24 protein-coding genes are annotated in these 20,023 nt (G+C 67.0%); 10 read left to right on the top strand and 14 right to left on the bottom strand.

Translation table 11 applies throughout. The features are described from left to right. Positions 1-29: 29 nt before the first annotated feature. Both BW38_RS09915 and BW38_RS09920 read right to left on the bottom strand, forming a co-directional pair. Positions 30-932: a LysR substrate-binding domain-containing protein gene (locus tag BW38_RS09915; protein WP_032976453.1), complete on the bottom strand. Its 903-nt coding sequence runs from the start codon at positions 930-932 to the stop codon at positions 30-32. A gap of 243 nt (positions 933-1,175) precedes the next feature. Beyond that, positions 1,176-1,730, bottom strand: coding sequence for a GIY-YIG nuclease family protein (locus BW38_RS09920; RefSeq protein ID WP_032976452.1), 555 nt, complete (start codon positions 1,728-1,730; stop codon positions 1,176-1,178). Between the two features lie 84 nt (positions 1,731-1,814). On the opposite strand from BW38_RS09920, the gene BW38_RS09925 reads away from it, so the two are divergent. Then, entirely contained in the window at positions 1,815-2,612 is a 798-nt protein-coding gene (locus BW38_RS09925) for a D-alanyl-D-alanine carboxypeptidase family protein (protein WP_032976451.1), read from the top strand. A gap of 69 nt (positions 2,613-2,681) precedes the next feature. Beyond that, positions 2,682-3,215, top strand: coding sequence for a hypothetical protein (locus tag BW38_RS09930; protein WP_032976450.1), 534 nt, complete (start codon positions 2,682-2,684; stop codon positions 3,213-3,215). Positions 3,216-3,234: 19 nt separating this feature from the next. Here BW38_RS09930 and BW38_RS09935 read toward each other — a convergent pair whose 3' ends face one another. Both BW38_RS09935 and BW38_RS09940 read right to left on the bottom strand, forming a co-directional pair. Further along, positions 3,235-3,837 carry a TetR/AcrR family transcriptional regulator gene (locus tag BW38_RS09935; protein ID WP_032976448.1) on the bottom strand — a complete coding sequence of 201 codons (603 nt, stop codon included), beginning with the start codon at positions 3,835-3,837 and terminating at the stop codon, positions 3,235-3,237. Positions 3,838-3,846: 9 nt separating this feature from the next. Next, positions 3,847-4,443 (bottom strand): NAD(P)H-dependent oxidoreductase, encoded by a 597-nt coding sequence (locus BW38_RS09940; protein WP_025878634.1) that lies wholly within the window; start codon positions 4,441-4,443, stop codon positions 3,847-3,849. A 190-nt stretch (positions 4,444-4,633) separates the two neighbouring features. On the opposite strand from BW38_RS09940, the gene BW38_RS09945 reads away from it, so the two are divergent. After that, positions 4,634-5,035: a response regulator gene (locus tag BW38_RS09945; RefSeq protein ID WP_025878633.1), complete on the top strand. Its 402-nt coding sequence runs from the start codon at positions 4,634-4,636 to the stop codon at positions 5,033-5,035. 11 nt (positions 5,036-5,046) lie between these two features. On the opposite strand, the gene BW38_RS09950 is transcribed toward BW38_RS09945, so the two are convergent. Together BW38_RS09950 and BW38_RS09955 are read right to left on the bottom strand one after the other, a co-directional pair. Continuing rightward, positions 5,047-5,874 carry an isocitrate lyase/phosphoenolpyruvate mutase family protein gene (locus BW38_RS09950; protein WP_200867508.1) on the bottom strand — a complete coding sequence of 276 codons (828 nt, stop codon included), beginning with the start codon at positions 5,872-5,874 and terminating at the stop codon, positions 5,047-5,049. Positions 5,875-5,920: 46 nt separating this feature from the next. Beyond that, positions 5,921-7,261, bottom strand: a complete 1,341-nt coding sequence (locus tag BW38_RS09955) for an acetamidase/formamidase family protein (RefSeq protein WP_200867507.1) — start codon at positions 7,259-7,261, stop codon at positions 5,921-5,923. Positions 7,262-7,529: 268 nt separating this feature from the next. On the opposite strand from BW38_RS09955, the gene aroQ reads away from it, so the two are divergent. Genes aroQ through accC form a run of 4 tightly spaced genes read left to right on the top strand, consistent with a single transcriptional unit; the run spans position 7,530 to position 10,327 of the window. Further along, complete coding sequence (aroQ, locus tag BW38_RS09960; protein ID WP_025878630.1) at positions 7,530-7,982, top strand: type II 3-dehydroquinate dehydratase; 453 nt, start codon at positions 7,530-7,532, stop codon at positions 7,980-7,982. Further along, entirely contained in the window at positions 7,979-8,401 is a 423-nt protein-coding gene (locus tag BW38_RS09965; protein WP_032976445.1) for a lysozyme inhibitor LprI family protein, read from the top strand. Before aroQ ends, BW38_RS09965 begins: the two co-directional genes overlap by 4 nt. Before the next feature lie 54 nt (positions 8,402-8,455). After that, positions 8,456-8,947, top strand: a complete 492-nt coding sequence (gene accB / locus BW38_RS09970; protein WP_025878628.1) for an acetyl-CoA carboxylase biotin carboxyl carrier protein — start codon at positions 8,456-8,458, stop codon at positions 8,945-8,947. Positions 8,948-8,959: 12 nt separating this feature from the next. Continuing rightward, positions 8,960-10,327 carry an acetyl-CoA carboxylase biotin carboxylase subunit gene (gene accC, locus BW38_RS09975; protein ID WP_032976444.1) on the top strand — a complete coding sequence of 456 codons (1,368 nt, stop codon included), beginning with the start codon at positions 8,960-8,962 and terminating at the stop codon, positions 10,325-10,327. A gap of 145 nt (positions 10,328-10,472) precedes the next feature. Here accC and BW38_RS09980 read toward each other — a convergent pair whose 3' ends face one another. Together BW38_RS09980 and BW38_RS09985 are read right to left on the bottom strand one after the other, a co-directional pair. Beyond that, complete coding sequence (locus BW38_RS09980) at positions 10,473-10,847, bottom strand: hypothetical protein (RefSeq protein WP_025878626.1); 375 nt, start codon at positions 10,845-10,847, stop codon at positions 10,473-10,475. Further along, positions 10,844-11,809 (bottom strand): hypothetical protein, encoded by a 966-nt coding sequence (locus BW38_RS09985; RefSeq protein ID WP_032976442.1) that lies wholly within the window; start codon positions 11,807-11,809, stop codon positions 10,844-10,846. The genes BW38_RS09980 and BW38_RS09985 overlap by 4 nt, the downstream gene beginning before the upstream one ends. Before the next feature lie 150 nt (positions 11,810-11,959). On the opposite strand from BW38_RS09985, the gene prmA reads away from it, so the two are divergent. From prmA to fis, 3 genes are all read left to right on the top strand, one after another. After that, complete coding sequence (gene prmA, locus BW38_RS09990; RefSeq protein ID WP_032976482.1) at positions 11,960-12,880, top strand: 50S ribosomal protein L11 methyltransferase; 921 nt, start codon at positions 11,960-11,962, stop codon at positions 12,878-12,880. Positions 12,881-12,922: 42 nt separating this feature from the next. Continuing rightward, the gene (locus BW38_RS09995) at positions 12,923-13,672 is read left to right on the top strand and encodes a DUF3426 domain-containing protein (protein WP_032976440.1); all 750 of its coding nucleotides are present in this window, start codon (positions 12,923-12,925) and stop codon (positions 13,670-13,672) included. 115 nt (positions 13,673-13,787) lie between these two features. Further along, complete coding sequence (gene fis, locus BW38_RS10000) at positions 13,788-14,063, top strand: DNA-binding transcriptional regulator Fis (protein WP_006397198.1); 276 nt, start codon at positions 13,788-13,790, stop codon at positions 14,061-14,063. Between the two features lie 134 nt (positions 14,064-14,197). Here fis and BW38_RS10005 read toward each other — a convergent pair whose 3' ends face one another. The 6 genes from BW38_RS10005 to BW38_RS10030 are packed head-to-tail and all read right to left on the bottom strand — an operon-like array spanning position 14,198 to position 20,011. Next, complete coding sequence (locus BW38_RS10005; RefSeq protein ID WP_025878622.1) at positions 14,198-15,193, bottom strand: phosphatidate cytidylyltransferase; 996 nt, start codon at positions 15,191-15,193, stop codon at positions 14,198-14,200. After that, positions 15,190-15,819, bottom strand: coding sequence for a lysophospholipid acyltransferase family protein (locus BW38_RS10010; RefSeq protein ID WP_025878621.1), 630 nt, complete (start codon positions 15,817-15,819; stop codon positions 15,190-15,192). The genes BW38_RS10005 and BW38_RS10010 overlap by 4 nt, the downstream gene beginning before the upstream one ends. A 12-nt stretch (positions 15,820-15,831) precedes the next feature. Further along, complete coding sequence (locus tag BW38_RS10015; protein WP_032976439.1) at positions 15,832-16,269, bottom strand: hypothetical protein; 438 nt, start codon at positions 16,267-16,269, stop codon at positions 15,832-15,834. After that, positions 16,266-17,600 (bottom strand): phosphatase PAP2/dual specificity phosphatase family protein, encoded by a 1,335-nt coding sequence (locus BW38_RS10020; RefSeq protein WP_032976438.1) that lies wholly within the window; start codon positions 17,598-17,600, stop codon positions 16,266-16,268. The genes BW38_RS10015 and BW38_RS10020 overlap by 4 nt, the downstream gene beginning before the upstream one ends. Then, on the bottom strand, positions 17,600-19,351 hold the full coding sequence (locus tag BW38_RS10025) for a bifunctional alpha/beta hydrolase/class I SAM-dependent methyltransferase (protein ID WP_032976437.1): 1,752 nt from the start codon (positions 19,349-19,351) through the stop codon (positions 17,600-17,602). Before BW38_RS10025 ends, BW38_RS10020 begins: the two co-directional genes overlap by 1 nt. Positions 19,352-19,390: 39 nt before the next feature. Continuing rightward, positions 19,391-20,011, bottom strand: a complete 621-nt coding sequence (locus BW38_RS10030; protein ID WP_032976436.1) for a CDP-alcohol phosphatidyltransferase family protein — start codon at positions 20,009-20,011, stop codon at positions 19,391-19,393. Positions 20,012-20,023 lie beyond the last annotated feature (12 nt).

The raw sequence follows: 20,023 nt of genomic DNA, 5'->3' as shown, positions 1-20,023 counted from the left end.
TCCATGGCGTCGCGCCTGCCCGCGTGGCGCTACCCCGCGTCTGCGGCCTGCATGTGCCGCACATGCTCGGCCGCCTGGGCGTGCAACCATTCGCGGAAGGCCAGGAAACCACGGTGCCGCACCGAGCGCTGCGGATACACCAGCCAATGCGGCCATGCGGTTTTCAGGCGCCGGTCCGACAACGCAACCAACTGGCCGGAATCCAGCAGCAGCCGCGCCCGCGTCACCCGTCCCAGGGCAACACCGACGCCGTCCAGTGCGGCGCGATGGTGGGCTTCGGAATCATCCAGCACCGCCACGTACCGCGCCGGCGGGCGCTGCCCGGTCAGCGCGAACCATGCACCCCACGCGCCGTCGGGGTCTCCCAGCAGCGGCCACTGTGCCAACGGCAGGTGGCCGATGCCGCCCATGCGCTCGATCAGTGCCGGGCTGGCCATGGGCAGCAGCCATTCGTCGAACAACGGTTCCACCACCAGCCCCGGCCATTGTCCGCTGCCCAGCCGCAGTGCTGCGTCGAACTGCAGTTGCCGGTCGAAGTCGATCAGTCGCTCGCTCGACTGCAGATTGATTTCGATCTGCGGATGCGCGGCCACGAAGTTGCCCAGGCGTGGCACCAGCCAGGCGCTGGCCATCGACGGCACGGCGCTGAGGGTGAGCACATGCTCCGGTCGCGCGGCGTAGGGCTGGAAGGCTTCGTTGATCGCATCCAGGTGGGGGCCGATCTGATCCAGCAGGCGCTGCCCTTCCAGGGTCAAGGCAACACCGCGTGCCTGCCGTATCAGCAGCGGCTGGCCCAGGCGTTCCTCGAGCTGGCGCATCTGATGGCTGAGCGCACTGACCGTCAGGTTCATCGACGCGGCGGCGCGGGACAGGTTGCCCAGGCGTGCGGCAGCGACGAAGCCCTGCAGGGCATGCAGCGGTGGGCGGGACATAAGCCTTGAATTCCTCTCAAGTCGACCTTGCGGAAATGTCGCTTTTTGCACCGCCATGCTGCCCGTATCGTGCATTCCACTCAAGTGGAGGCACGATCATGAACATCTTCAGCGGTCTGTTGTTCCTGCAGGGTCATGTGACCAACGTTGCCCTGGCCCAGCGCCTGGCCAGCCCCGTTCCCGCAGCGCCCGATGCACGCCGGGCACCCCGTCCGGGCAACACCCCGGCCGCCCCGGGCAGTGTCACCACCCGCGCTGCAGGTGATCGGGCAACAACGGCTGCGGATCGATAGCGAGCGCGCGATACGCATCGATGGCGTCGCGCAGTGCGGCCACGCCGACGGGCGAACGCAGGCTTTCCTCTTCCGGCACCTGCACTGCAGCCCAGTCATGCAACCGGTCCAGGCGCTGGACCATTGCAGCCCGCAGCCACAGCCGCAGCGGATAGGTGTGATAGCCCTGCTGCGCCAGCGCTTGCACAGCCTCGGCCAATGCAGCGTTGGCCCCGCGCACCCACTCGGTGTGCCCACCGGCCTTGTCCTGCACCGTCATCGGTGCCGGCGCACGATGCAGCTTGAAGGGCCGGCGCAAGTGCAGTTCCAGGTCACGCGCATCCCGCTCTGATTCCGCCTCGACCAGCGCGCCTGCTTCCAGATCGAAGAACTCGAACCAGCGCCGATGCAGCGCACTGATCCGGCCCAGCGGATCGCGCGAGAAGCCGATCTTCGCGTAGTCCTCCCAGGCACAGGGAAAGACGTAGGCGAACACGCGGCCATCGATGCGGATGTCGGAATCCATTTCCACAGGATCGCGTGGCGGGTATTCGCAGGATGTGCAGGCAATGCCCACGGCATGCGTAGTTCCGGCTACGCTTGCGCGACCATGCCTTCATCGCACGCCCCTCGCCCGCCCGTGTCATCGATCACGATCGATGCCGTCTCGCTCGACATCCTGCAGCAGCAGCACGCGGATCTGCGACGACCACCGGCCTCGCTGACCAAGCTGATGACCGCCTACACCGCCTACGACCTGCTCGCGCAGTCGGGCGGTTCGTGGTCGGACATGATCACCATCGATCCGCGCGACGTGCACGAGGTGGCCGACGATGAAACACGGATGGGCCTGGTGCCCGGCGAAAGCATCGTCCTCGGCAGACTGCTGGAGGGCCTGATGGTGGTCTCCGGCAACGATGCCGCGCTCGCCCTGGCCCGTCACCTGGCCGGATCGCACGCGGCGTTCGCGCAGCACATGAACGATCACGCGCGAGCGCTGGGCCTGCACGATACGCACTTCATTTCCGTGTCCGGCATCACTACCCCGGGGCATCTGTCGACCGCACGCGACATGGCGATATTGGCCGCGCAGGTGCTTGGCCGCTACCCCGATCTGCTGGCGATCACCGCACAGCGCAGCTTCGTGCACCGCACCCTGCACAAGGCCAACCAGAATGCGCTGCTGGGCGAAGACGGCGTGGATGGTTTGAAGACCGGTTACACACAGGCTGCAGGCTTCTGCCTGGCAGCCACCGCCCGTCGCAGGTGCGCTGGGCACGCGCTGCCACTGCGCCTGATCACCGTGGTGCTGGGTGCTGATTCCCGTGCGTCGCGCGATGAGCAGGTACGTGCGCAGCTTGATGCAGGCTTCGCCAGCGCCGGAATGGCCGACGCCCAACGCGCGTGACCGGCAGGCTGGGCAGACACCACGGGCAATGCGCTCTATAGTCCAGCGCCCGAAGGAGTACCCCCACCGATGGATCGACGACTGTTGTGCTGGATGCTTGCGCTGTCCTGCATGTTCGCCGCTGCAATCACCCATGCCGGCGAACTCAGCCCTGCCGAGACCGACGCGCTGCAGCAGGATGTGCGTTCTCTGCTCTCCACCTTCGCGCGTGGCGATACCGATGCCATGATCGAGCGCAGCCATCCCAGCGTGAAGCGCTTCGCTGGCGGCGACGCGGCGTATGCGAAAGCCGCGCGCGATGCGATGAAGGCACTCGGCGACATGGGCCTGAAGGTCATCAGCGATGATGTCGGCGAACCGACCCGCACCTACGCTGCCGGCGACGAAGAAGTCTGCTTCGTGCCGCGGACCACGGTATTCACCACCGACGCACAGACAGTGAAAAGCCTCACCTTCATGGTCGCCATCCGGCAGGTCGGTGGTACGCAGTGGCGCTACATCGATGGTGCCGCCATGCAGGCAATGCCGGAGCTGCTGCGACAGCTGTTGCCGGACCTGCCGCGTGACGTGCCACTGCCATCAGTCAGCGTCGAGCAACTCTAGGCCGCTTCGCCCACACGATTCAGCTGCCACGCTTGACGATGGCGACGATCACGCGCTCCAGCTCGGCCTCGGCAGCCGTGTGTTCCACCGCACCGGCCGCAACCGCTTCAGACAGGGTTTCGGCGGCACCGAGAATGGCCCACAGCCCGGTAGCCGGCACGGCCTCGCCTACTGCGAACGGGCCGAGCCACCGCGCGCACTTGTCGATGAAATCCTGCTGATAACAACGGCGTACCGCACGCAGTTCCGGTGACCCGGCCAACGCGGCGAGAATGTCCTGGATCTCGCTGCCCTGCGACAGCACACAATCGATGTAGCCCGAGGCGATGGCATGCGCGCGATCCTTCAACCGGGCCTTCGCACTGCCGATGCGGTCGTCGAAGACCACGGTCTGCTTGTGGTCATAGTCGGCATACAGCGCGGCCAGCAGGCCGTTGCGGGTTTCGAAGTGGTCGTAGGCCAGCGGCTTGGTGACCCCGGCCGCCTCGGCCAAGCGGGCCAAGGTCAGCGCATCGGTGCCCTCTTCGCCGACCAGCGCCCACGCCACGTCCAGCAGCTGCCGGGCGCGCTGTTCACGGGTCAGGCGGCGACGGGGCTCGGGCGCGGCAGGTCTGGAAGGCAAGGGAGATCGTCAGGGCGCGGGGGTTCCGATCTTACGTCCGATGTCCACTGCCGTCTGCAGATGCGCTTCGGCCATGCCGCTGTCGGCGTCCAGCAGCAGCGTGGAGGACAGCACCGGCGCCCCGCAGTAGTCGAAGATGCCCTGGTCGATCTGGGTCTTCATCGCCGCGCCATAGCCACGCCGGTCGATCATCTGCTGGCCCGCGCCGCCCAGCCCGACCAGATGCACCTGCAGCCGCTGCAGCTTTTTTTCCACCTTGCCGTCGGCACCTTCGTCATAGGCCCAGCCCTGGGTGAAGACGCGGTCGATCCATCCCTTCAGCAGCGCCGGGAACGACCACCAGTAGAGCGGGTAGACCAGCACCAGCGCATCGGCCGCATCCAGCCGGGCGTGCTCGGCGGCGACATCGGCCGGCAGCGTCGTGGTCCTGCGGAAGAACGCGTGGTCCTGGGCGTTGAAACGTGGATCGAAGCCTTCGGCCATCAGATCCACCGAGGTGACCGTATTGCCGGCATCGGCGTTGGCGATGGCCTCACCGATCCGCGCGGCGACCGCGTGGGTGAGCGAGGCCGGGTCAGGATGTGCCACGACAATATGGGTATGCATGATGGGGCTCCGCTGTTCACTAGTTACCAATGGTAACTACGATTGCAGCCAGCACCAGCACCATCGGTGGAATGCTGTTGCGCGCTGCTGTCGCTGTTGTGCACATCACAGCCACACCGGGCTGCCACGGCCTTGATGCCGGTAAGCGGATGCTTGCCGGACCAACGCAGCATTCGCACGACAACACACCATGCAGAGCAACAACGAACGACCCGCACCGCTACCCCGCCTGCTCCTTGTGGAAGACCAGCTCGATCTGGCTGATCTGATGGAACAGGCCCTGACCGACGAAGGCAACGAAATCGCCCACGCCAACAGCGTCTTCGAGGCATTGGGCATGCTCGACAGTGGCCACTTCGATGGCGCCGTGCTGGACGTGGAACTTCGTGATGGCGTGGTATTCCCTGTGGCCGATCGGCTGCTCGAACTGGGCATCCCCTATCTTTTCGCTTCAGCGGTATACGACCAGCTGGTGCCGGTCCGGCATCGGCGCGCGCCCTTCCTGGCCAAACCGTTCCATGTGCAGGGCCTGCAGCGCGCGGTGCGAGAAGCGCTCGGCAGGACGGCCGCCCCGCCGACGCCGCCGCACTAGCCTGCACGCACCTACGGCTTGAACAACCCGTTGAGCTCGGCACCGGACGGGGTGGCCGGCAGCGCATCGAATGATCCACTGGCAAGCATCTGCCGGGAGGCGTCGAGAAAGCCCGACCACGCGCTGCGGGCCAGCGCACCGCCGACACTGACCCGGCGCACGCCCAGACTGGCGGCCTGCTGCAGCGTCATCACGCCGGGCGCACCGATCAGCAGGTTGACCGGTTTGCCACCGGCGGCCTCCACCACGGCGCGGATCTGCTCTGCGGTCCGGATGCCGGGCGCATACAGACAGTCGGCACCCGCCTGCGCATAGGCGCGGATGCGAGCCAATGTATCGTCCAGATCGGGTCGCCCGACGAAGAAGTTCTCCGCGCGCCCCACCAGCATCACGTCGTGCCCGCTTTCATCAATGGCACGGCGCGCGGCCTGCAGCCGGGCCACGCTGTCTTCGATGCTGCGCAGCGGATGGTCCGCATCGCCGCTGGAATCTTCGATCGACAGGCCAGCCACACCGGTAGCGATCGCCATCGACACGCTCTCGTGCACCGCCTCCGGGCTGGGGCCAAAACCATCTTCGAAGTCGGCGTTCACCGGTAGATCGGTCGCCGCCACCATCGCCTGCAGATGAGCGAGGATCTCGCTGCGGCCCATCGCCCCGTCAGGCTGCCCGTGGGCCCAGGCATGGCCGGAACTGGTGGTAGCCAGTGCCTGGGCACCCAGCCGCGCCAGCGCCACCGCACTGCCCACGTCCCATGGATTGGGCAGCAGGAAGCAACCGGAGGCATGAAGCGCCCTGAAGGCAGCGCGGCGGTTTCGGATGGCGTCGGCACTCATCACGGACTCCTGCTGGATACTTCTTCCCCGGCTGCTGCCCGCGCAGTGGTCACCTGGCAGCAGGCTTCACGGCGGCGCGGCCCGGTTCCACTGTCGTCTGCAACTGCAGCCCCTGCAACAGTGCCTTATCCAGCTTTGCCGCCACGCCCACACTGCGCCCGGCCAGGTTGGCCACCTGGTACTGCACCGCCACGCCCAGCACCTGGGTCGCCTCGGACAGCGTCAACCCATAGGCCTGGCGCAGCCACTGCAGCATGCCCGAGGTGGCGATGCGCAGCGCATCATCGCTGGAGCCCCCCTGGCCCAGGGTCATGATCTGCGTTGCCGATTCCACCCGTGGCGTTGCGATCGCATGCTGCTTCAGCAGCTCGACCTTCACCACCACATCCAGCGACGTTTCCAGCGCCCACTGCGTGGTTTCGCCATCACCCTGGAGCGCGTGGCCATCACCCAGGTACATCAGGGCACCAGGCTGCTGCACGGGCAGGTAGACCGTATTGCCTTCGACCACGGCGTTGAAGTCCATGTTGCCGCCGAAGTCACTGGTATCGCCGGTTGAAAGCGGCGGGTAGCCGAAGCCCGGCGCCAGCGCCAGGCCGCCGAGCATCGGCTTCACCGGCACTTCGAAATGCCGCAGGCCACCACTTGCGCCCTGCGGACGGGCGACGCCCCTGCTGCGGTCCAGCTGCCAGCGCACCCGCTTGCCCAGCCCAGTGGCTTCGGCAGCCACCCGCGGCGTCTTCAAGCGTCCCACCAGGCCATCCAGGCTGTCGGCGTAGTCACGGTTGAGCTTCAACGAGGTGAGCGTGATCGCCAGCGTGTCGCCGGGTTCGGCGCCGACCACGAAAAACGGCCCGACCTGTGGATTGCCGAACAGCGCGCGGGTGACGCCCTTCTCGTCCACGCCGCCGGAGTCCAGCGTACGGGTCTGCACCGAGTCCCCCGGCCAGATCACCAGCACCGGCGCCCGGTCGGCGCTGAACGTATTGGAGTAGTCGGTCGGCGTGAACACATGGCGCTGAGGTGCGGTCGAAACCCGCGCCGGTACTTTCCAGGCGCTGAAGGCGTGGACGGCACGCGCCTCGCGGTTGTTGGTATCCGGCTGATCGCTCTGTCCCTGCATCCGCGCCCCGTCAATGCGCCCGTCGAACTGGTAGCGCTGGCCCTGGCTGTCGGTTGCGGTGAATACCATCTGCCCGGCACCCAGGGTGCCGGTGACCGGGTCGGCGTCCAGACGGCCGGCGATACGCCCGTCCTGCACGTCCACCTGCAGGGTCTGGTAGTTCCTGCTGCCCCACAGGTCGGTGGCAACGATCCATTGTTCGGCAGCCAGCGCATTCAAGGGCAGCAGCGCCAGCAGCACTGCAGGCAATCGCATGGGGGTGGGCACGGCGCGAGCATCCAGGAGCGCCGACATGGCGGGTTGACCCAGTGTAGGAACACCCTGGCAACCTCCGCAGTGTCGAACGTAATGCGGTCCGGCTGCAGTCTCCGGGGCTGAGGGATGGTCGGCACGCGCAGTTTCCACTGTCTATAGTGAGCAGACATGCGGCGCACGGCCTTTTCAAACGATCGCTTTAAACACCACTAATTTCGCCGAACTGGACAGCATCCTCAGCTTCCGCCAGACTGCCGCCCTTTCCCGTCAATCGGATCCCATGGCGAAGCTGCTGGTCCTGCATGGCCCCAACCTCAACCTGCTCGGCAGCCGCGAGCCGGAGGTCTACGGCCACACCACGCTGGCCGACATCGACCAGGCGCTGGCCGCCCAGGCCGCTGCCGCAGGTCATGCGCTGGAGAGCCTGCAGTCCAACGCCGAGCACGTCCTGGTGGATCGTGTACAGGCCGCACGCACCGACGGAACGGCCTTCATCCTGATCAACCCGGCCGCCTTCACCCATACCTCGGTTGCCCTGCGCGATGCGCTGGCGGCGGTGGCGGTGCCGTTCATCGAGATCCACCTGTCCAACCCGCATACCCGCGAGCCCTTCCGCCAGCACAGCTATTTCAGCGACAAGGCGGTGGGCGTGGTGTGTGGCTTCGGTGCCGACAGTTACCGCTATGCGATGGACGCGGCATTGGCACGCGTGCAGGCCGCCGCCGCATCATGAGCCTGTCGCGCGTCCTCGCCAGCGTAGTGCTGTGGGCCGGCCTGTGCGGCGCTGCCAGCGCGTTCGACCGCAAGGACGAGGGCATCGACTGCGCGCATCCGACCACCACGATGGAGAGCGACCTGTGCGCCTCGGACGTGGCAGCGGCCGCCGACGTTGAACTCAACACCGTCTACGCCCAGGCACGCAGGCAGCTGCGCACGCCGGCCAACGGCGGCACCTGCAGCTACTGCGGCAACGCCGAACAGGAACTGGTGCTGGCCCAGCGCGCATGGATGCAGCTGCGCGACCACGACTGCCAAGCGGTGTACGCCCTCAATTCCGACGGCACCGCGCGCAATGGCGCACAGATGCGCTGCCTGATCACCCTCGCGCGCGACCGTACCCGGCAGCTGCGCGACTTCTACGAACTGCTTTGACCCGAGCGCAACGCGCTTCCCACCACACTGACATCAAAGAGCAAAGAGGCCACCATGGATCTCCGCAAAATCAAGAAGCTGATCGACCTGCTGGAAGAGTCGAACCTGGCTGAAATCGAAATCAAGGAAGGCGAAGAGTCGGTGCGCCTGTCGCGCGCTCCGGTGTCCGGCTACGGCATGATGCAGGCCCCGCCGCAGATGATGATGGCCGCTCCGGCCGCTGCCCAGCCGGCCACCCCGGCGATGCCGATGCAATCGCCGACCGAAGCCTCCACCGGCGGCACCGCCAAGCCGGGCAACGCGCTGCCGGAAGGCCACGTGCTGCGCTCGCCGATGGTCGGCACCTTCTATGCCTCGTCCGCACCGGACAAGCCGGCGTTCGTCAGCATCGGCCAGCAGGTCAAGGCCGGCGAGACCCTGGCCATCATCGAAGCGATGAAGATGTTCAACCCGATCGAAGCCGATGCGTCGGGCACCATCGTCGCCATCCTCGGCGAGAACGGCCAGCCGGTGGAATTCGACCAGCCGCTGTTCGTGATCGGCTAAGGGGCGGCTGCCATGCTCGACAAAGTCGTCATCGCCAACCGAGGGGAAATCGCGCTGCGCATCCTGCGCGCGTGCAACACCCTGGGCATCCGCACGGTGGCCGTGCACTCCACGGTCGACCGCAATCTCAAGCACGTGGCCATGGCCGATGAATCGGTCTGCATCGGTCCGGCGCCGTCGGCGGAAAGCTACCTCAACATCCCGGCGTTGATCGCCGCGGCCGAGGTCACCGACGCCCAGGCCATCCACCCGGGTTATGGCTTCCTGTCCGAGAACGCCAACTTCGCCGAGCGCGTGGAAGAGTCCGGCTTCATCTTCATCGGCCCGAAGGCAGACACCATCCGCCTGATGGGCGACAAGGTCGAAGCGATCCGTGCCATGAAGTCGGCCGGTGTGCCGTGCGTGCCCGGTTCGGGCGGCCCGCTGGGCGACGACATTGTCGCCAACACCAAGATCGCCCGTGAGATCGGCTACCCGGTCATCATCAAGGCGGCCGGCGGCGGCGGTGGCCGCGGCATGCGCGTGGTGCACGCCGAAGCTTCCCTGAAAACCTCCATCGAAACCACCAAGAGCGAGGCCAAGGCCGCGTTCGGCAATGGCGAGGTCTACATGGAGAAGTTCCTGGAGAACCCGCGCCACGTGGAGATCCAGGTGCTGGCCGACGGCCAGGGCAACGCCATCCACCTCGGCGAGCGCGACTGCTCGATGCAGCGTCGTCACCAGAAGGTGGTCGAGGAAGCACCGGCACCGGGCATCACCGCCGAGCAGCGCGAGCAGATCGGCAAGGTGTGCGTGGAAGCCTGCATCCGCATCGGCTACCGCGGCGCCGGCACCTTCGAGTTCCTGTACGAAGACGGCCGCTTCTACTTCATCGAAATGAACACCCGCATCCAGGTGGAGCATCCGGTCACCGAGATGGTCACCGGCATCGACCTGGTCGCCGAACAGCTGAAGATCGCTGCCGGCCAGAAGCTGTCGATCAAGCAGAGCGATGTGGTGCTGACCGGTCACGCGATCGAGTGCCGCATCAATGCCGAAGACGCCGAAACCTTCGTGCCGAGCCCGGGCACCATCACCGGCTTCCACGCACCGGGTGGTCCCGGAGTGCGCGTCGATACCCACATCTACAGTGGCTACCGCGTGCCGTCGAACTACGACTCGATGATCGGCAAGCTGATCGTGCACGGTCCGGACCGCGAGACCGCCATTGCCCGCATGCGGGTGGCGCTGAGCGAGATGGTGGTCGATGGCATCAAGACCAACATTGCCCTGCAGCAGCGGATCATGCGTGACAAGGGCTTCCAGGCCGGTGGGCAGAACATCCACTATCTGGAAAAGCGCCTTGCCGAGCGCAAGAGCAAGCCGATCGCGTTGACCTGATCGGCAGAGTGCCATCGCCGGACACGAAAAGGGCGGGGATTTCCCCGCCCTTTTTGCGTTTTTACGGTAGCGCCGGGCCATGCCCGGCGGCCTTCCATCGCCACCGCCCACCCGCCGGGCATGGCCCGGCGCTACCGGCGTGGCGTCAGCGCGCGTCGGCCGCGGTCGCCGGAATCTGCGAGTTCGCCAGAGGACGCACGCCGTTCGGCGAGGTCGGATCGACGATCACCATGGTCTCGCTGGACCCATCGGGCCACACCACCTGGAAGGTGCTGCCGGCCGGCAACGACGAGAACGGCACGCCGCTCTGCGCACGGTAAACGGCGGCAACCTGGCTGGCACCGGCACGACGCACGTCTTCCTGTGTCTTCACCGAGGTCAGCTCCACCTTCGATAGACGCCGGTAGCGGTCCTCGTAGGTGTCGATCATCAGCAGGCCTACCGCACCGGCCGAATAGGCCACGAACAACACCACCCAGAACCAGAACTTGGCCCCATGCAGGAATCGACGGTAGTTCATCGCCCGTCCCTCGTTCCAATCAATCGCTTGATCCATTCCTTCATTTTCCCCGCACCTTGCCGCGAAACCGCGGCGTCATACACAAATTCACGGAAGTCCTGCGTTCCATCCGGCGAACAGATCCCTCCATTCGCACAAAAACTGTTGACCAGCACGCTGTCGGCTCCACAGGGAAGACCGAGTTCGCAGGCCGCAACCCGCCATGCCAGTTCACTGAGCTGTTCACCGGCGACCATGCCGACGAGCGCCTTGTCGCCGGCCGCGCGCAACCCCATGCCCGGCGCGATGGCCATATAGGCCTCCGGATCGCGCGAGGTACGTACGCGTTCAACCAGGTCGCGGCGGTACTGCTCGCTGTCCTGCAGTGGCTCACCTTCGGCAAACAGCGCCGCTTCGGCAGCGAGGTTGCCCTGCTGGGCCGCACGACGACGCTCACCGAGCACCAGTGCCGGCCCCAGCTTGTCGCCGGGCACGAAGCCACCGCAGCGCTGCGCCACCCGTTCGCGCGCCTCCACCATCTCCGGTGCAGCACTCAGGCCAAGGCCGGACAGCACGTTGTTGTCCAGGCGGTAGCCACCCGGATCAACGGCGTACTGCGCGCAGTAGTCATAGACCCGGCTGAGCATCCAGCGCGCCTCATCGTTGCCCCGGTCGGCCTGCACGCGCAGGCGCTGCGCGTAGGCGTACAGATCGGTGGCACTTTCGATGTCGGCGCGGATATCCAGCGGCAGGCCCGAAGGCAGCGCGGTGCCGGGTTCGAACGCAGCGAGGCGGCGTGCCAGGGCTTCCGGCATCACCGGTGCCAACGCCCCCTGCACATCGCCGGCCGGGGCAGCCAGCGGCGCGTCGACGCGCGCGTCCATGTCCCGGCTGTGCCCATTGGCCCGATAACCGGCCACGCCCAGCACGGCCACGGCCGGCAGGACGAGCAACCAGGTTTTCAGGGTCGGGGCGAAAGCCATCGGCAACGTTCGGTGGTACGGCGCACAGGAAAGCGCCGAGTTTAGCAAGGCCCGTGAGGCCTGTCTGAATCGGCTTCGTTCATCTCAAGGCATACGGAGACGCCCTGATGGTCTAGCATGGCCCCCTTTCCCGCGATTGCCCTCACCGCCATGCCGTTCCTGGAACTGACCCTGCGTTGTACCGAAGCCACCCAGCCCCGTTATGAGAATGCGCTGGAGGATGTGGGCGCGCTGGCGGTGACCCTGCTTGATGCCGAAGCCGACACCAGCAACGAACAGGCCATCCTCGAACCCGGCGTGGGCGAGACCCCGCTGTGGGACACCCTGGTGCTCAGCGCGCTGTTCCCGGCCGACAGCAATGCCTTGCTGCTGCTGGCCGCGCTGGAAGCCTTCGACCCGGAGCTGGACTGGAGCAACGGCAGCTTCCGCGCCGTGGAAGACGAAGACTGGGAGCGCGCGTGGCTGGACCAGTTCCAGCCGATGGACTTCGGCAGCCGTACCTGGATCGTGCCGTGGAACCACGAGCTGCCGGAAGCCGCGCAGGCCGCCGACGCCGCCATCGTGCGCCTCGACCCGGGCCTGGCCTTCGGCTCGGGCACCCACCCGACCACCGCGCTGTGCCTGCGCTGGCTGGACCAGCTGGCCATTGATGGCCAGCTGCAGGGCCAGCGCGTGCTCGACTTCGGCTGTGGCTCGGGCATCCTCGCCCTGGCCGCACTGAAGCTCGGTGCCGCCCAGGCCATTGGCGTGGACAACGACCCGCAGGCGTTGATCGCCACCGCCGACAATGCCGAGCGCAACGGCGAACAGGCACGCATGCAGGTGTACCTGCCGCAGGACGAACCGGTCGCCACCTACCCGATCGTGGTCGCCAACATCCTGGCCTCCGCGCTGGATGCACTGGCCGAACTGCTGGCCGCCCGTGTCGCCAGCGGTGGTCGCATCGCCCTGTCGGGCATCCTGCATGGCCAGGAAGACGAACTGCTGCAACGCTATGCGGCCTGGTTCGACGACCTGCAGGCCACCCAGGATGGCGACTGGATGCGCATCACCGGCGTACGCCGCGCCTGATCGTGGTTGAATGACCGCTGGATCCGAGCCCGCGCCCTGAGCATGTCCGAGCCGAACCCACCGCGCCGTCCCCTGGCCACGTTCCTGCGCACCGCGCCGGGACGCGATGCCACGCCTGAAGCCACCGAACCGCGCGGACCGGTGCCGACCGATGCAACGCCGGTGATCGAGGACATCGACCCGGCAACGGACATCGTGGCGGCAACCGAAACAGAACCGCTGGCCGCCGCTGATCCAATCATCGAGCCCGACTTCACCGCCAAACCCGGCATCGTTGCCACCGCCGCCGATGCGCCCAGCTTCCTCGGCGTACGCCCGCGGGCGCTGCCCACCCCGCGCTGGCATTGGCTGCTGGTGGCCGCGCTGGCGCTGCTGCTGTTGCTGCAGAGCGTGCTTGCCGATCGTGCACGGCTGGCCGCCGATGCCGGTACCCGGCCGTGGATCGGTGCGCTGTGCAGCGTGCTGCGCTGCGAGCTGCCCGCCTGGCGCGAGCCCACTGCATTGACCATGACCAGCCGTGAAATCCGCCCGTTGCCGGCCCAGCCCGGCGTGCTGCAGATCCAGGCCAGCATCCGCAACGACGCGCGCTGGCCGCAGGCATGGCCGGACCTGCGCCTGTCGCTGTCCGATGCCGATGGTCGTGTGATCGGCACCGGCGTGTTCGCACCAGCGCAGTACCTCGGCGAAAACCCGGGGGCGGCCCCTCTGGAACCGGGCCAAAGCGCACGCATCGCCTTCCGCGTGCAGGAGCCTGCCGCATCCACGGTCGCATTCACCTTCGAGTTCCTTTGACCTGGGCCTGACCGTCCGGCCGTGGCAGGTCGGGCACGCTCGCGCTAGACTGACCGCCATCACCTCATCCGGTCCGGCGCCCCGCGTGCATGGACCAACCAGATCGGGAACCCCCTTGAACGCTGTCCTTTCTCGTCCTGACAACAGTCGTGGCGCTGCCCGGCCACCGCTGCGCGAACATGTGGCCCAGTCCGTGCGCCGTTACCTGCGCGACCTCGATGGCTGCGATGCGGACGATGTCTACGAGATCGTACTGCGCGAGATGGAGATTCCACTGTTCGTGGAAGTGCTCAACCACTGCGAAGGCAACCAGAGCCGCGCGGCCGCGATGCTGGGCATCCACCGCGCCACCCTGCGCAAGAAGCTGAAGGAATACGGCATCAGCGCGTAAGCGCAGCATGGGTAGTGCCGGCCGCTGGCCGGCAACCGCAACACACTGTCATCATTCATGGGGTTGCCGGCCAGCGGCCGGCACTACCGGCTCCGGTAGATCCACGCCATGCGTGGATGAATCTCCCCCGCAGCTCAACCGCCACCTCCCGCCTTCCAGTAGTAACGCACCACGTGGAAGAACACCGGGGCGGCGAAGCACACTGAATCCAGCCGATCGAGCATGCCGCCATGGCCCTCGATCATGTTGCCCCAGTCCTTGATGCCGCGGTCGCGCTTGATCGCCGACATCACCAGGCCGCCCCAGAACCCCATCAGGTTGATCAGCAGCGACAGGCCGAACGCCTGCAGCGGCGTGAACGGGGTGATCCACCAGAGCGCGGCGCCCAACGCGCTGGCACAGAGCACGCCGCCGACGAAGCCTTCCACCGTCTTCGACGGCGACAGCTTCGGCGCGATCAGGTGCTTGCCCAGCAGCTTGCCCCAGATGTACTGCAGCACGTCCGACGACTGCACCACGATCACCAGGAAGGCGAACAGCAGCACGTTGCGCGCCGGATCGTAGCCCGGCACGCGCAGGTTCAGCAGCAGCGGCACGTGCGAGATGCAGAACACGCAGATCATCAAGCCCCACTGCACCTTCGACGTGCGCTCCAGGTAGTGGGTGGTGTCACCACCGATGGTGGCCAGGATCGGCAGGAACAGGAACGCGTACACCGGGATCAACAGCGTGTACATGCCATACCAGTCGATCCACACCAGGTAGTACTGCCACGGCAGCACGATGTAGAACGCGGCCAGCAACGCGTAGTAGTCACCTGATCGTGTTGGCGCCAGGGTGATGAATTCGCGCAGTGCGAACAGCGAGATGATGGCGAACAGCACGATCACTCCGGCGCGCCCGAAGAACAGCGCCAGCCCGACCACGATGGCCATCACCCACCACGCGCGGATGCGCGAGACCAGGTTGGCGATCACCGCGCTGGGCTGTCCACGCTGGCGCCAGCGCAGGGTTTCGGACACCAGCGTGGCCAGCACCAGCACGGCGCCTACGCCCGCGAACAGCAGCCCTGTCTGCTGGCCCACGCTGCGTGCGGCAAGATCACCGGACACATCGATCATGAAGCTCATGCACGGCCTCCGTTCGGGGCAAGGGCCAGCAGCGCCTGCCGGCTGCGTGCCAGGAACGCGGCCTTGTCCTCATCGGCCTGCAGCCGCAGCGGCGTACCGAAGGTTGCCGTGCACAGCAACGGCAGCGGCAGGAAACGCCCTTTCGGCATCACACGCTTGAGGTTGTCGATCCACACCGGCACGAACTCCAGCTCCGGGCGTTGCCGGGCCAGGTGGTAGATGCCGCTCTTGAACGGCAGCAGCGGCTCATCACCGATGTTGCGCGTGCCTTCCGGAAACAGGATCAACGAACAGCCCTCATCCACCGCATCACGCAGCACCTGCAGCGGATCCTGATGGCGGTTGCCGGCCTCGCGCTCCACCAGCACGCCATTGAATACCGCGTCGATCAGATAACGACGCAGACCGTCGCGCTGCCAGTACTCGGCGGCGGCGACCGGCCGCACCTGGCGCCGCAGCGCCGGCGGCATCGACGACCAGATCAGCACGAAATCACCATGACTGGCATGGTTGCCGTAGTAGACGCGGTGCTCGCTGGACGGCGCGCAGCCAACCCACAGCGCGCGTGCGCCGGTCACTACATGGATGGCCGCGCTGCAGGCGCGGGCGATCAGTTCAGCAAACATCGGCACCTCCGGTCAGGTCTGCGGCCACAGCACGGCCAGCAGCAGGGCAGCGAACTGCAGCAGCGTGGCGGCGTACTGGCGCATCAGCAGACGCCGCATGCCGGTCCAGCGCGCATCCCAGCCACGCGTCGGCGCCGCTGCGTCCAGCCTGCGCAGGCCAGCGGTGTGCAGCGCCTGGTCCACGCGTTGTGCTGCGTCTTCACCCTGCAGGCCCTCCTGCTGCAGCAGCTGCAGCAGGCTGGCGTCCAACTGCACCCGCACCGCGTAGTACGCCTGCACAACACCTGCAACCAGGCTCAGCAGCAGCAGGCCAGCGGCGAACATCGCCAGCCCAGGCTCGATGCCCAGCAACAACAGGGCCACCAGCAGCAGGCCCAGCGACAACGCGGCAGGCAATCGCCCCTGCCGCAGCAGCAGATGCATCATCGGCAGATCGGGCACGGCGCTCATGCAATGGTCTCCTGCGCGGCAGCGGCCGCGATCACCTGTAGATGAACGTCGTGCAGCACGATCGACGGCCGCGCGCCACGCACGATCGACACCGCGTCGGCCACATCGCGCGCACGGCCGGTGCGCAGCAACCAGGTCGCCACGCTGGCCGCGCTACGTGAGTACCCCAGCGCACAGCAGACCAGGACGGGGCCATGCCCGCGCAGGCGTTCAATGGCATCTGCCGCGGCGCGCAGCTGCGCCGCTGAAGGCACCACCAGGTCCAGCATCGGCACGCTGGCGTACGCTGCTCCCGGCGCGCGGCAGGACAGCTCCGCACAGGTGTCGACCACGCCCACCAGCGGTGCCGGCAGTGCGGTACCTGGCAGGCGACCCAGCCAGACAGCGTCGACGACCGGCACCGGCTGCGGCGCGCGGCGCGTCCACAACCGCGAGTTGATCCACGCCGCACCCAGGTACGGTGCCAGCAGCCAGCGCGCGGCCATCGTCAACCGGCCATCGGCGCGCTTCTGGAACACCGCCGTGCCCAGCCCGGCATAGGCCAGCGACACCAGCAGCAACGACACCACGGGCCACAGCAGCCACAATGCGGTGCCGCGCAGCATCACCACCGGCACCAGCAGCAGGCCGGCACCCAACACATACAACGCGGCCAGCCGCCAACGCTTCGGGTCACCTGCAGCCTGCCAGGCACGCAACGGCGGCGTGCCCTGCTCCGGCCACAGCCACACGCACAACCAGCCGGCCAGCAGCCCGGTGGGAATGTCGATGAAGTGATGCTGGAACGTGGTCAGCACCGAAATGCCGATCAGCAGCGCCCACACATGCAGCACCAGCCGCCAGACCCCGTGCAGGTACTGCGCGAACTTCACCCACAGCACGATCAGCAGCACGATATGCAGCGACGGCGCCTGGTTGAATGGCTTGTCGAAGCCCAGCAGCACGTCGAACAACCAGCCGAACACACCGCCGATTTCCGGCCGTTCGAAGCTGAAGCGCAACGGCCACAACAGGAAGCACGCCACCGCGATCACCTGCGCGCTGAGCAGGCGCAGCGCGTGCCGGTCCAGCTCCAGCCGGCGCCGGCACAGGAAGAACGAGATCGCATAGAACAGGTCGATCGACCAGTACGGCACGATCGTCCACGGCACGAACGGAATCCGCGCCTCCCAGGCAAATGCCATCACCGGCAGCTGGGCATGGCGGCCGGCCATCCAGTTGGCGAAGCCATAGCTGGCGAAGAAGAACGGACCGAGCAGGGCCAGCCACAGCAGGGCGCGCCGCCAGGGGCGCGCCTCGCTGGATGATGCGGTTGCCGCCAGCGTCGCCATCACGCGATCCGTCGTGCCAGCGATACGGTGAAGATGCCGAAGTCATCGATGCGCTGGGCCACCTTCTGGAAGCCGGCCAGGCGCACCAGTTCGTCCATCTCGTGCTGGGTACGGCGGCGCATCACCCACGCCGCGCCACCACGATGGCTGGTCAACGCACGCGCGATGAACTCCAGCTGCGGATGCCACGGCTGCCCGGTATAGGCCAGGTAACCGCCCACCGGCACCGTCGCAGCGATGCCCTGCAGCGAACGCAGCACCGCATCGTTGTCCGGGAACAGTTCGTACAGGCCGGACACCACCGCCAGCGTCGGCGCCGGTTCCACCGCTGCCAGCTGCGCCGGATCGAACGCATCGCCCTGTTCGAAGCGGGCGATGTCGGCCGCGCCGAGGCGCTCGATCAAGGTCTTGCCCTGCGTTACGTTCAGCTCGCTGAAATCGCGCAGCACGATGCGGTCGGCACGCTGTTCGCCCTGGCCGAGTGCTTCCAGCACGTAACGGCCATGGCCGGCCGCCACGTCCAGCACGCGCACCGGCGCGCCCTGCCCGCGCAGTCGCTGGGCGGCATCGCGCAGCAGTTCCTGCAGGTGCTTGCCGCGCACGCGGATGCCGCGCCAACCGATCGCATCCAGATAGTTGCGGTCGACCATCCGGCCCAGCGGGCCCTTGCCCCGCGCCTCATCACGGTAGATGTAGTCCAGCGTGCTGCCCGAGTCGAAACCGGTCTGCAGGCCCAGCGCGATGCCCTCCGACAGCGTGCCGCCGAAACGCAGGCCACCGCGCACCACGCGCCAACGCAGGTCGGCCAGGCTGTTGCGCTCCGGTGGCCACGACAGGATCTCCGATTCCTCGAAGGTCGGGCCATGCCGATGCGCATCGCGCCGCGACAGCTCCTGCAGCGGTTCGGCAAAGCGTGCCTGGATGAAGCTGCGGATACGCGCCAGCGCCGGTGCACGGTCACGCTCGCCGAGGGTGTCGTGGAAGAAGCCCGGCAGGTGCACGCGCTCCTTGATCGGGCTGGACAGGCGTTCGTAGAAGCGGTCCTGCGGGCCGCGATGCACCACGAAGTCCGAGCCCGATACCAGCAACTGCACCGGCACGCTGATCGCCTGCGCGTCGGCCACGATGCGGTCGGCCGCTTCGTACAGGCCCAGCAGCACGCGCACCGAGATCGGCCGGGTGATCAGCGGATCGGTGCGGTAGCTTTCCACCCGTGCCGGGTCGTGGGTCAGCCACTGCGGCTTGACGTAGCTGTTGACGAAGAAGTTGCCGCGCAGTTTCTGCATCAGCGCCAGTCCAGCGCGTGCGAACGGCACGTACAGCTTCACCTTGAATGCCGGCGAAGCCATCACCAGCGCGCGCAGCCGCGGCGCATAGTCATGTACCCAGGTGGCGGCAACCACCGCGCCCACGCTCTGCGCGATCACCACGATGTCCTCCGCCGCGATGCCATGCTCGGCACTGATGTGGGCGATGAAGCTGTCCAGGTCGCGCACCAGCGCCGGGAAGCCCGGTGCGTCGCCGCGCGTGCCGGGCGAGCGACCATTGCCGCGCGCATCCCACGCGAAGAACGCGGTGTCGGGCAGGTCCAGCTCGTCGACCAGATGGGTGACCCGGCCGGAGTGTTCATGGCCGCGATGCAGCAGCACGATGGCCTTGGCCGGCGTGGTTGCCGTGGTGCTCGGCCAGTACCGGTAGAACAGCGGTACCTGGTCGAAGCTGTGGAATTCCCGTTCCTGCGCCTGACGCATGCAATCTCCGTATGGATAGGGCGTGTAATCGTGTTGTGCTTACCGCTGCGATATCGCTGCGGCTTCCTTCAATCCCTGGCGTACGCGACGGACCACCGTCACCCCACACAGCAGTGCGGCCAGTGCGGCGACCGCGCTGACCACGGTTGCGCCTGTCCAGCCAAACGCCAGCAGCAGGCCCAGCACGCCGATCACGAACGCACGGTCGCTCTTGCCCATCGGGCCGTCATAGCGGCGGCTGGCGCCGACCATCAGGCCCAGCACGCCGGCGTACTCGCTCAGCGCGGCGGCCCAGGCCAGCAGCCACAGTGCCTCGGGGCGCACGCCCGGTACGCTGAGCAGGCTCAGGTACAGCGCCGCGTCGGCGATCACATCGCACAACTCGTTCAGATAGGCGCCCAGCCGCGATTGCTGGCCGAATTCGCGGGCCAGCATGCCGTCGACGGCGTTGAGGGCCATGCGCAGCAGCATCCACAGCGGCAGGGCCAGATACAGCAGCGGCTGGGTGGGAGCGCAGCACCACACCGCAGCGGCCACCAGCAGCGAGACCACGGCCGCAGCCACGGTCACCGTGTTGGCGGTGATCCCCATGCGGTACAGGCCGTGTACGGCCGGACGCAGCAGGTCCTGGAAACGTCCTTTCAATGCATAGATCGACACGATCTGAACCCG

The organism is Stenotrophomonas sp. RIT309, assembly GCF_000632045.1.
Classification (GTDB): Bacteria; Pseudomonadota; Gammaproteobacteria; order Xanthomonadales; family Xanthomonadaceae; genus Stenotrophomonas; species Stenotrophomonas indicatrix.
The sequence above is the reverse complement of the archived record's forward strand: the minus strand, read 5'-3'. Positions and strand labels throughout refer to the sequence as shown.

Excerpts from the sequence above, each read along its gene's own strand:
- BW38_RS09940 (WP_025878634.1), bottom strand. The coding sequence starts at position 4,443 with ATGCATACCCATATTGTCGTGGCACATCCTGACCCGGCCTCGCTCACC.
- BW38_RS09965 (WP_032976445.1), top strand. The coding sequence starts at position 7,979 with ATGAGCCTGTCGCGCGTCCTCGCCAGCGTAGTGCTGTGGGCCGGCCTG.
- BW38_RS09915 (WP_032976453.1), bottom strand. The coding sequence starts at position 932 with ATGTCCCGCCCACCGCTGCATGCCCTGCAGGGCTTCGTCGCTGCCGCA.
- BW38_RS10025 (WP_032976437.1), bottom strand. The coding sequence starts at position 19,351 with ATGCGTCAGGCGCAGGAACGGGAATTCCACAGCTTCGACCAGGTACCG.
- BW38_RS10020 (WP_032976438.1), bottom strand. The coding sequence starts at position 17,600 with ATGGCGACGCTGGCGGCAACCGCATCATCCAGCGAGGCGCGCCCCTGG.
- BW38_RS10015 (WP_032976439.1), bottom strand. The coding sequence starts at position 16,269 with ATGAGCGCCGTGCCCGATCTGCCGATGATGCATCTGCTGCTGCGGCAG.
- BW38_RS09930 (WP_032976450.1), top strand. The coding sequence starts at position 2,682 with ATGGATCGACGACTGTTGTGCTGGATGCTTGCGCTGTCCTGCATGTTC.
- prmA (WP_032976482.1), top strand. The coding sequence starts at position 11,960 with ATGCCGTTCCTGGAACTGACCCTGCGTTGTACCGAAGCCACCCAGCCC.
- accC (WP_032976444.1), top strand. The coding sequence starts at position 8,960 with ATGCTCGACAAAGTCGTCATCGCCAACCGAGGGGAAATCGCGCTGCGC.
- BW38_RS09995 (WP_032976440.1), top strand. The coding sequence starts at position 12,923 with ATGTCCGAGCCGAACCCACCGCGCCGTCCCCTGGCCACGTTCCTGCGC.
- BW38_RS10010 (WP_025878621.1), bottom strand. The coding sequence starts at position 15,819 with ATGTTTGCTGAACTGATCGCCCGCGCCTGCAGCGCGGCCATCCATGTA.
- BW38_RS09945 (WP_025878633.1), top strand. The coding sequence starts at position 4,634 with ATGCAGAGCAACAACGAACGACCCGCACCGCTACCCCGCCTGCTCCTT.
- accB (WP_025878628.1), top strand. The coding sequence starts at position 8,456 with ATGGATCTCCGCAAAATCAAGAAGCTGATCGACCTGCTGGAAGAGTCG.
- BW38_RS09925 (WP_032976451.1), top strand. The coding sequence starts at position 1,815 with ATGCCTTCATCGCACGCCCCTCGCCCGCCCGTGTCATCGATCACGATC.
- BW38_RS09985 (WP_032976442.1), bottom strand. The coding sequence starts at position 11,809 with ATGGCTTTCGCCCCGACCCTGAAAACCTGGTTGCTCGTCCTGCCGGCC.
- BW38_RS09980 (WP_025878626.1), bottom strand. The coding sequence starts at position 10,847 with ATGAACTACCGTCGATTCCTGCATGGGGCCAAGTTCTGGTTCTGGGTG.
- BW38_RS10005 (WP_025878622.1), bottom strand. The coding sequence starts at position 15,193 with ATGAGCTTCATGATCGATGTGTCCGGTGATCTTGCCGCACGCAGCGTG.
- aroQ (WP_025878630.1), top strand. The coding sequence starts at position 7,530 with ATGGCGAAGCTGCTGGTCCTGCATGGCCCCAACCTCAACCTGCTCGGC.
- BW38_RS09920 (WP_032976452.1), bottom strand. The coding sequence starts at position 1,730 with ATGGATTCCGACATCCGCATCGATGGCCGCGTGTTCGCCTACGTCTTT.